We start from the raw sequence: 7995 nt of genomic DNA on the forward strand, positions 1-7995 counted from the left end.
CCCCCGTTCTGGTGGCCGTGACCGCTTGCGTCGGAGCGCGCCTCGCCTCACATGGTGCAATGCGAAGCGCCGGGCTTCAGCGTGGTTCGGCACGATCATCGCAACGACCCAGGAGCGTTGTTCCGACGTCGGATCTTCGGATTGTTGCTTTTTAACACATTCGAAACGCCGAATCTGGGCATAATATTTCCACATCCGTGAGCCTAGCTCCGGGATCGACCGCCTGTTGTGGCAACCTGCGTGCGGGCTTCGGCCCGACCGCGAACCGAGGAAACGGACGACGGCATGGCCGGCGCGGTAGAACAAGAATCGACCTTCCTGGCTGATCTCGGCCGGCGGGTTCGTCATGCCCGGACCGTGCGGGGCCTGTCGCGCAAGCTTCTCTCGCAGACCTCCGGTCTGTCGGAGCGCTACATCGCGCAGCTCGAGAGCGGGCAGGGCAACGTCTCGATCATCCTGTTGCGCCGGGTCGCCAACGCCATGGGCGTGCGCCTCGACGACCTGATCGCCGGGCAGGAGACCCTGCCGGACTGGCACGTGATCCGCGATCTCCTCGGCAACGCGTCGCCGGAGCAGATCGCCCTGGCCAAGGGCATCCTGTCGGGCCAGTCCTCGGCCAGCGGCGAGGCTCCCCAGCCGCGCGTCGCGGTGATCGGCCTGCGCGGCGCCGGGAAATCGACCCTCGGCCGCCGGGTCGCCGATCGCCTGGGCTGGACCTTCGTCGAACTCAACGCCGAGATCGAGCGCGAGAACGCACTCTCGGTGAAGGAGATCTTCGCGATCTACGGACAGGAGGGCTATCGCCGCCTGGAGCAGGCGGCCCTGCGCCGGCTCACCGAGCATCCCGGGCCCCTCGTGCTGGCGACCAGCGGCGGCATCGTCGCGGAACCTCTGACCTACGACCTGCTGCTCCAGGCCTTCTTCACGATCTGGCTGCGGGCTCGGCCCGAGGAGCACATGCAGCGCGTGCGCGACCAGGGCGAACTCACCACCACCGGCGACCACCCCTCGGCCATGCAGGAACTGCGCGCCGTCCTGGCCAGCCGCGAGCCCCTCTACGCCCGCGCCTCGTCGGTCGTCGACACCTCCGACGTGCCCGTCGACGTCATGGTCGACCGCTTGGCCGAAGCCATCGAGGCCCGCTTCGGCACCCTCGATCACCGCCGCAGCGCCTGACGGTCGCGGCCCGCGCGATCGGGTCGGTCGCCGCGCGGCCTTGATCGGGCGTGCGATGCACACCAAGCTATGGGACATGCGGTCCGGAGCGGTTTCGTTCTGCCGGCCCGCGTGACGACAGGCATACCCTACTGGAGCGGCGCGGGGCGGGGCAGGATCCCGCCGACGCGGCACGACCTCCACGTCGACTCGCGGTATACGCCGGCCCGCCGCGAAGCGCCCGGCCCAGAGGAGGACCCGATGTCCGCCAGCCCCTTCCCCATCGCCACGAAAGGCGCAGAACCGCTGGCGGTGTGCGATCCGATCTGGGCGCGCCTGCGGGCCGAGGCCGAGGCGATCGTCCGCGAGGAGCCGCAACTCGCCTCGTTCATCGTGGCGACGGTCCTCAATCATACCTCGCTGGAGGGCGCCGTGGCGCACCGCGTGGCGGCCCGCCTCGGACATGCCTCGCTGCCGGCCGAGCTCATCGCCCACGGCTTCTTCGAGGCGATCACCGCCGAGCCGAGCCTCGGCCAGGATTTTCGCGCCGACATCGCCGCGGTGCTCGATCGGGACCCCGCCACCAGCCGGGCCATCGAACCGGTGTTGTACTTCAAGGGCTTCCACGCGATCCAGGCGCATCGCCTCGCCCACTGGTACTGGATGGCGGGACGGCGCGACCTCGCACTCTACCTCCAGAGCCGGTCCTCCGAGGTGTTCCAGACCGACATCCATCCGCAGGCCCGGATCGGGCGCGGCATCTTCCTCGACCATGCCACCGGCCTCGTGGTCGGCTCCACGGCGGTGATCGAGGACGATGTCTCGATCCTCCACGCCGTTACCCTGGGGGGCACCGGCAAGCAGGGCAGCGACCGTCACCCCAAGATCCGCCACGGCGTGATGATCGGCGCCGGTGCCAAAATCCTGGGCAACATCGAGGTCGGGGCCTGCGCCCGCATCGCTGCCGGTTCGGTGGTGCTGCGCCCGGTGCCGGCCAACACCACCGTGGTCGGTGTGCCCGCCCGCGTGGTCGGCACCGCCGGCTGCGCCGAGCCGTCGCGGGCCATGGACCAGCTCGTCGCCATGGATCAGTTCATTCACATGGCCGAGGGCATCTGACGGCGCCCCCGGCATGCCGATATCGGCTCGGAGCCCCGCTTGCCCATCCCCCGATGGCGTGGCAAGCGGGGGCCAGCCCGGCCCCGGCCGCCGCCGGCAGGCTCACGAGGCCGCCGCGCGCGACTGGCGATGAGCCGGAAAACGACCCGAACGCGAGAGGCGATCAGCGTGAACAAGACCGACATTGTGAAGGTGCAGGATTACCTCCGCCGGACCTTCGCCAACACCAACATCCGCCTCGTTCCCCGTCCCAAGAAGGACGATTCGGCGGAGGTCTATATCGGCGAGGAGTTCCTGGGCGTGGTCTCGGTCGACGACGAGGACGGCGACCGCTCGTTCAACTTCGCCATGGCGATCCTGGACATCGACCTCGAAGACTGAGGGCTCCCACCTGCCGCGGGGCCCTGCAGGTCGCACCGGCCTGTGCGTGGATTTAACCCTGACGGCAGGAAACCCTTAACGTTTCGTAAACGACGCGGCACAGTGGACGCCACATCGCCTCTCGATGGTGGAGCGTTCGCGTCATGACCCTCAGCCCCTCGGCCCTCGACTCCCTGCAGACCCTCTGCGTCGGCCTCGCCCTCTCGGGCCTGCTCGCCAGCGCCTTCGAACTGTTCACGGAGCGTCGCGCGAGCTTCAGCCTGCTTGAGCGCGGCGGCGTGACGGCCGTGGCGGCCCTGCCGATGCTGGCCTTCGGCGCGCCCTTCATCATTCTGCGCAACACCGTTCGCGGCCGCCGACTGGAGCGCCGCCCGATCCCCTTTGTGATGATCGCCACGATGATCGCCTGCGGCTGGAGCCTGATGTCGGGCCGCGTCGCCCTTGACCTCGCTCACCTGATCGCGGGCGTCTGAGCACACGCCTTCCTGTTTCGAGGCCCTGGCCAACATCTGGACCGCCGATACACGAAAGGCCGCCCTGGAGGCGGCCTTTCGCGCGTACAGTGATGGCGGGATCCGCCCTCAGCGATTGGCGGTGGCCACCGGGGACGCCCCGCCGTTCAGGGTGACCCAGGCCAGACCGTCCTGCCCCTCGCGCTTGATGAAGGTGTAGCCGGTGCGGGGGCCGGACAGGACCGCGTTGGTCTTGTTGTCGAGGATCAGGTCGCCGCGATCGGTGCGGACCATCAGCACCGCGTGGCCCTCGCCGATCTCGTCGATGACCACGGTCATGCGCAGGGCCCGGCGCGGAAGGCCGCGCTCCACGAGCATCCGGCGCTTGAGGAGCTGGTAGTCCTCGCAGTCGCCGAAGCCGTCGTCGGGATAATCCCAGCGGTCGACGACCCCCCAATGGGCGAGGTCGGTGATCGGCTTGATCCGGGCATTGACCCGTCGGTTGACCCGGTTGAGCAGGTCGCGGATGCGCGGCGTGAGGGCGATGACGGCGGGCTGCGTCGTGTCGACGGCGCATTCGGCGGGCATCCGGGCGCAGAAGGCGGTCCAGGCGGCGACGGGGCGGGCCGGGGCGCCTTCCTCGAGGGCCGAGGCATCGGGCAAGGCCGCGACGGTCTGGGCCTCGGTGCTGGCGCCACCGATGAGCAGGATGGTCCCGACGAGGCCGAACTGCAGCGTGCGGGCGAAGCGTCGCCAAAGTCTTCCGCGCGGCCCATGCGGCAGTCCCTCGACGCTTCGCAGTCTCGCGTGCCGCATGCCGGTCGCCCTGCCATCCCCTGGTGGAGCGACAAGGTTTACACGGGAACGATCCGGGCTCAATCGGAAAGTTAAACCCGCGTTAACGCGCACTGGGGCGCATTGGTTCCACACAGGTTCGTGCGACGTGAGGATGCCGACGGATCGTGCCGCGCCACCGGAACGGCCGGTGCTCTCGAGCCCGTTCGGTCTCCGCCGGGATGCTCAGCGGTTGGCGGTGGTGACGGGCGAGGTGACCCCACCAAGCGAAACCCATGCCACCGTATCCGCAGACTCCCGCTTGATGAAGACGTAGCCCGTCCGGTACCAAGCCAGGATCTCGCTGGTCTTGTTGTCGAGGATGAAGTCGCCGCGGTCGGTGACCAGCGTCAGCACCGCGTGGCCCTCGCCCTTCTCGTCGATGACGACCGTCATCCGCATCGCCCGGCGCGGCAGGCCGCCCTCGGCCAGGAGCTTGCGCTTGAGCAGCTGGTAATCCTCGCAATCGCCCGAACCGTCCTCGGCGAGGTCCCAGCGATCCGGTACGCCCCAATGCTCCTGGTCCGTCACGGCGTGCAGGGACTTGTTCACACGACGGTTGACCGCGACGACGGTGTTCCAGATGGCCGGGGTGAGCGCGATGCGGTTGGGCTCGTTCGCGTCGATCGCGCATTCGGCGGCATAAAGCTGGCAGAAGGCGGCCCAGGCCGGCAGCGGACGGGCCTCGGCCAGGGTCAGGGCGGCGGGGGAGGGCGTAGGCAGGGCCGCCAGGGTCTGGGCCGTCGACGGACCGGTCGTCAGGACGGCCAGCACCGCGAGCAGGATCAGCGCAATCGTCTTCGTCCGGTCCATGGCGGCGTCCTCACGTCCTATGCCGCCAGGGTGCCGCCGTGGGACCTGTTCCGCGCTGAAGCCGATCCGCGCAATTTTATCGATTCGCCGGCGGGATTGCGGCTCTCGCGCGACAGGCCGAATGCGCCGTCTCGGCGATGGCGCGAAACGGCGCGGTTCCGCCAACCGGCCGGTAACCGTGCTTGGAGAGGGGTCCTTCACGAAGCGGAGCGGGCGGGGCCGCCGTGACACCCGGGAGCGCCCTTGCTATGCCGCGGCCTGGGCGAGGGGGCGGAGCGTTCCCCGCGGGACGGACGTCCCCGCCGAGCCCCGGACATGGAATTTTACGGCACCATGAACATCTTCGCCACCTTCGAGGCCCGCGTGCGCGGCGCCGTGCAGGCCCTCATCCAATCCGGGCAATTGCCCGAGGGGCTCGACCTCGCCCGAGTGGTGGTGGAGCCGCCGCGGGATGCGAGCCATGGCGACCTGGCCACCAACGCCGCGCTGGTGCTGGCCAAGGAGGCGAAGACCAACCCGAAGGCCCTGGGCGAAACCCTCGCCGCAGCCCTGCGCGCCGACCCCGACGTGACGGAGGCGAGCGTCGCCGGCCCCGGCTTCATCAACCTCCGGCTGGCCCCGGGCACCTTCCACGCTGTCGTCCGGGCGGCCCTCACCGCGGGCGAGGCCTACGGGCGCGGCGCCATGCCGGGGGGCCGGGTCAACATCGAGTACGTCTCGGCCAATCCCACCGGCCCGATGCATGTGGGCCACGGGCGCGGGGCGGTGTTCGGCGACGCCCTGGCCAACCTGCTGGTGGCGGCCGGGCGCGACGTGACGCGCGAATACTACATCAACGATGCCGGCGCGCAGGTCGACGTGCTCGCCCGCTCGGCCTTCCTGCGCTACCGCGAAGCGTTGGGCGAGCCGGTCGGCCCGGTGCCGGAGGGGCTCTATCCGGGCGACTACCTCGTGCCGGTGGGCGCCCGGCTGGCCGAGCTCCATGGCCGTGCCCTCCTCGACCAGCCGGAGGCGGAGTGGCTGCCGACGGTGCGGGCCTTCGCCATCGCGGCGATGATGGACCTGATCCGCGAGGACCTCGCCCGGCTCGGCATCCATCACGACGTGTTCTTCTCCGAAGCCACCCTCAAGGGGGAGGTGCCCGTCCTGCTGGCGGAGCTTCGCCAGAAGGGTCTCGTCTACGAGGGGCGCCTGCCGCCGCCCAAGGGACAGCTGCCCGAGGACTGGGAGGATCGCGAGCAGACCCTGTTCCGTACCGTGGAGTTCGGCGACGACGTCGACCGGCCGCTGCTGAAGTCGGACGGCTCCTTCACCTACTTCGCCTCCGACATCGCCTACCACCGGACCAAGATCGCCCGGGGCGCCACCGACCTCATCGACGTGCTCGGCGCCGACCACGGCGGCTACGTCAAGCGCATGCAGGCCGCCGTGAAGGCGGTCAGCGACGGCCGCGCCACCCTCGACGTGAAGCTGTGCCAGCTCGTGCGGCTGCTGCGCGCGGGCGAGCCCGTGAAGATGTCGAAGCGCTCCGGCGAGTTCATCACCCTGCGCGAGGTGGTCGACGAGGTCGGGCGCGATCCGGTGCGCTTCATGATGCTCTACCGGAAGAACGACGCGACCCTCGACTTCGACCTCGCCAAGGTGGTGGAGCAGTCGAAGGAAAACCCGGTCTTCTACGTGCAATACGCCCACGCGCGCTGCGTGTCGGTGTTCCGCCAGGCCGCGCAGGCGATGCCGGGCGAGGATTTGTCCCGGGCCGGCCTACTGGGCGAGGCCGACCTGTCGCGCCTCACCGATCCGAGCGAGGTCGAGATCATGCGGCTGATCGCGCAGTACCCGCGCGTCCTCGAGGCGGCGGCCGGCGCCCATGAACCGCATCGGGTGGCGTTCTACCTCTATGAACTGGCCTCGTCGCTGCACGGTTTGTGGAACAAAGGCAAAGACTTGCCGCAATTACGGTTTATTAATCCTGACGACCGAAACTCCACCCGGGCTCGATTGGCCCTCGTTGAGGCGTTGCGGGGCGTTGTCGCCTCCGGCCTCGCGGTGTTGGGCGTCACCGCGCCGGACGAAATGCGGTGAGGTGATCTCGGCGTGAAGAGGGATGCTGCCATGACGACGAACGCTTCGCGGGCGACGGTCGATTTCGACGCCTTTGCGCGGGATCTGCAGCAGCCTCCGGCGCCGGCCCAAGTGCCCGTCCAGGGTGTTGCGCCTGTCCAGGCTCCGGCTGCGGCCAAGGCCGACCCCCTGGCCGAACTGGCCCGCATCGTCGGGCAGGACGATCCGTTCCGCGCCCTGCTCCAGGCCCGCGATTCCCGCGTCGATGCGGCCGCGCGGGGCCGCATCGAGCCGAGCTTCGGCGACGGTCCGGTCCAGGCCCGCTCCGCCCAGGTCCAGGCTCACACACCCGTTCATGCCCAGGCGCCCGCGCACCAGGCGGCTCAGCAGCCCGCCTCGCCCACGGACGCCTTCGACCAGTATCTCGCCTCCGTCGATCACGGCGCCTATGCCGATTCGCAGGGCGCCTATCCGGACCCCAACGCGGCCGAATTCGCCCCCAACGACGCCGATGACCGGGTCCGCTCCCTGGAGCGGCCGCGCAAGCGCAACCGCCTGGTGTCGGTGGGCGCAGGCCTCAGCGTCCTCGCCCTCTGCGTCACCGGTGCCCTGGCCTGGCGCGGCCTGCACGGCCAGTCCGGCAGCGGCGGCGGCGTCCCCACCATCCTGGCCGACACCGCGCCCCTGAAGATCGCACCGCAGAAGTCCGATGGGGTCGAGATCCCGGACCAGAACAAGCAGATCTACGAGCGCACCGCCAAGGATGGCCAGATCCGCATCGTCAACCGCGAGGAGCAGCCCCTCGACGTGGCCCAGGCCGCCCGGGCGGCGCTCGGGAACGGCGAAGGCGGGGCGACCCCGGGCAGCGCCGCTCCGGCAGCGGCCCCGCAGCCGGCCCAGCAAGGCGGCCTCGGCGATTCGCTCGGTGAGCCCCGTCGGGTCCGTACGGTCTCGGTGAAGCCCGATACGCCCCCGCCGCCGCCCCAGCGCGAGGCGTCCGCCGAAGCCACGACACCGTCGGTGATCCCCACCATGACCCTGCCGGGCGCCACCAGCGACGGCGCCAGCGCCAGCCCGTCCCTGCGCCAGCGCGCGACCCGGCTGCCGCCTCCGGTCGCGACGACCCCGGTGGCCGAAGCGCCCGCCGCGGCCCCGCCGGAGCCTGCGCCGGCCCCCGCCC

At 70.2% G+C, this 7995-nt stretch carries 8 protein-coding genes; 6 read left to right on the forward strand and 2 right to left on the reverse strand.

The genetic code is table 11. The annotated features are described in order from the left end of the window. Positions 1-240: 240 nt before the first annotated feature. The 4 genes from AC0IY1_RS24185 to AC0IY1_RS24200 all read left to right on the forward strand — a co-directional run bounded on the left by AC0IY1_RS24185 (position 241) and on the right by AC0IY1_RS24200 (position 3128). On the forward strand, positions 241-1176 hold the full coding sequence (locus AC0IY1_RS24185) for a helix-turn-helix transcriptional regulator (protein ID WP_277996197.1): 936 nt from the start codon (positions 241-243) through the stop codon (positions 1174-1176). A gap of 240 nt (positions 1177-1416) precedes the next feature. Next, entirely contained in the window at positions 1417-2274 is an 858-nt protein-coding gene (gene cysE / locus AC0IY1_RS24190) for a serine O-acetyltransferase (protein ID WP_471773063.1), read from the forward strand. A gap of 168 nt (positions 2275-2442) precedes the next feature. After that, complete coding sequence (locus tag AC0IY1_RS24195; RefSeq protein WP_055950709.1) at positions 2443-2655, forward strand: DUF3126 family protein; 213 nt, start codon at positions 2443-2445, stop codon at positions 2653-2655. 143 nt (positions 2656-2798) lie between these two features. Then, a complete protein-coding gene (locus AC0IY1_RS24200; protein ID WP_055950713.1) occupies positions 2799-3128 on the forward strand; it encodes a DUF6949 family protein in 330 nt (109 codons plus the stop codon). A 108-nt stretch (positions 3129-3236) separates the two neighbouring features. On the opposite strand, the gene AC0IY1_RS24205 is transcribed toward AC0IY1_RS24200, so the two are convergent. Together AC0IY1_RS24205 and AC0IY1_RS24210 are read right to left on the reverse strand one after the other, a co-directional pair. Next, positions 3237-3923, reverse strand: coding sequence for a transglutaminase-like cysteine peptidase (locus AC0IY1_RS24205; protein ID WP_471773066.1), 687 nt, complete (start codon positions 3921-3923; stop codon positions 3237-3239). A gap of 204 nt (positions 3924-4127) precedes the next feature. Then, positions 4128-4754, reverse strand: a complete 627-nt coding sequence (locus AC0IY1_RS24210; RefSeq protein WP_471773068.1) for a transglutaminase-like cysteine peptidase — start codon at positions 4752-4754, stop codon at positions 4128-4130. 333 nt (positions 4755-5087) lie between these two features. On the opposite strand from AC0IY1_RS24210, the gene argS reads away from it, so the two are divergent. Continuing rightward, positions 5088-6836 carry an arginine--tRNA ligase gene (argS, locus tag AC0IY1_RS24215; protein ID WP_471773076.1) on the forward strand — a complete coding sequence of 583 codons (1749 nt, stop codon included), beginning with the start codon at positions 5088-5090 and terminating at the stop codon, positions 6834-6836. 30 nt (positions 6837-6866) lie between these two features. Further along, on the forward strand, positions 6867-7995 hold a 1129-nt coding region (locus AC0IY1_RS24220), incomplete at its 3' end, for an SPOR domain-containing protein (protein WP_471773071.1).

The organism is Methylobacterium sp. AC690 (assembly GCF_979256535.1).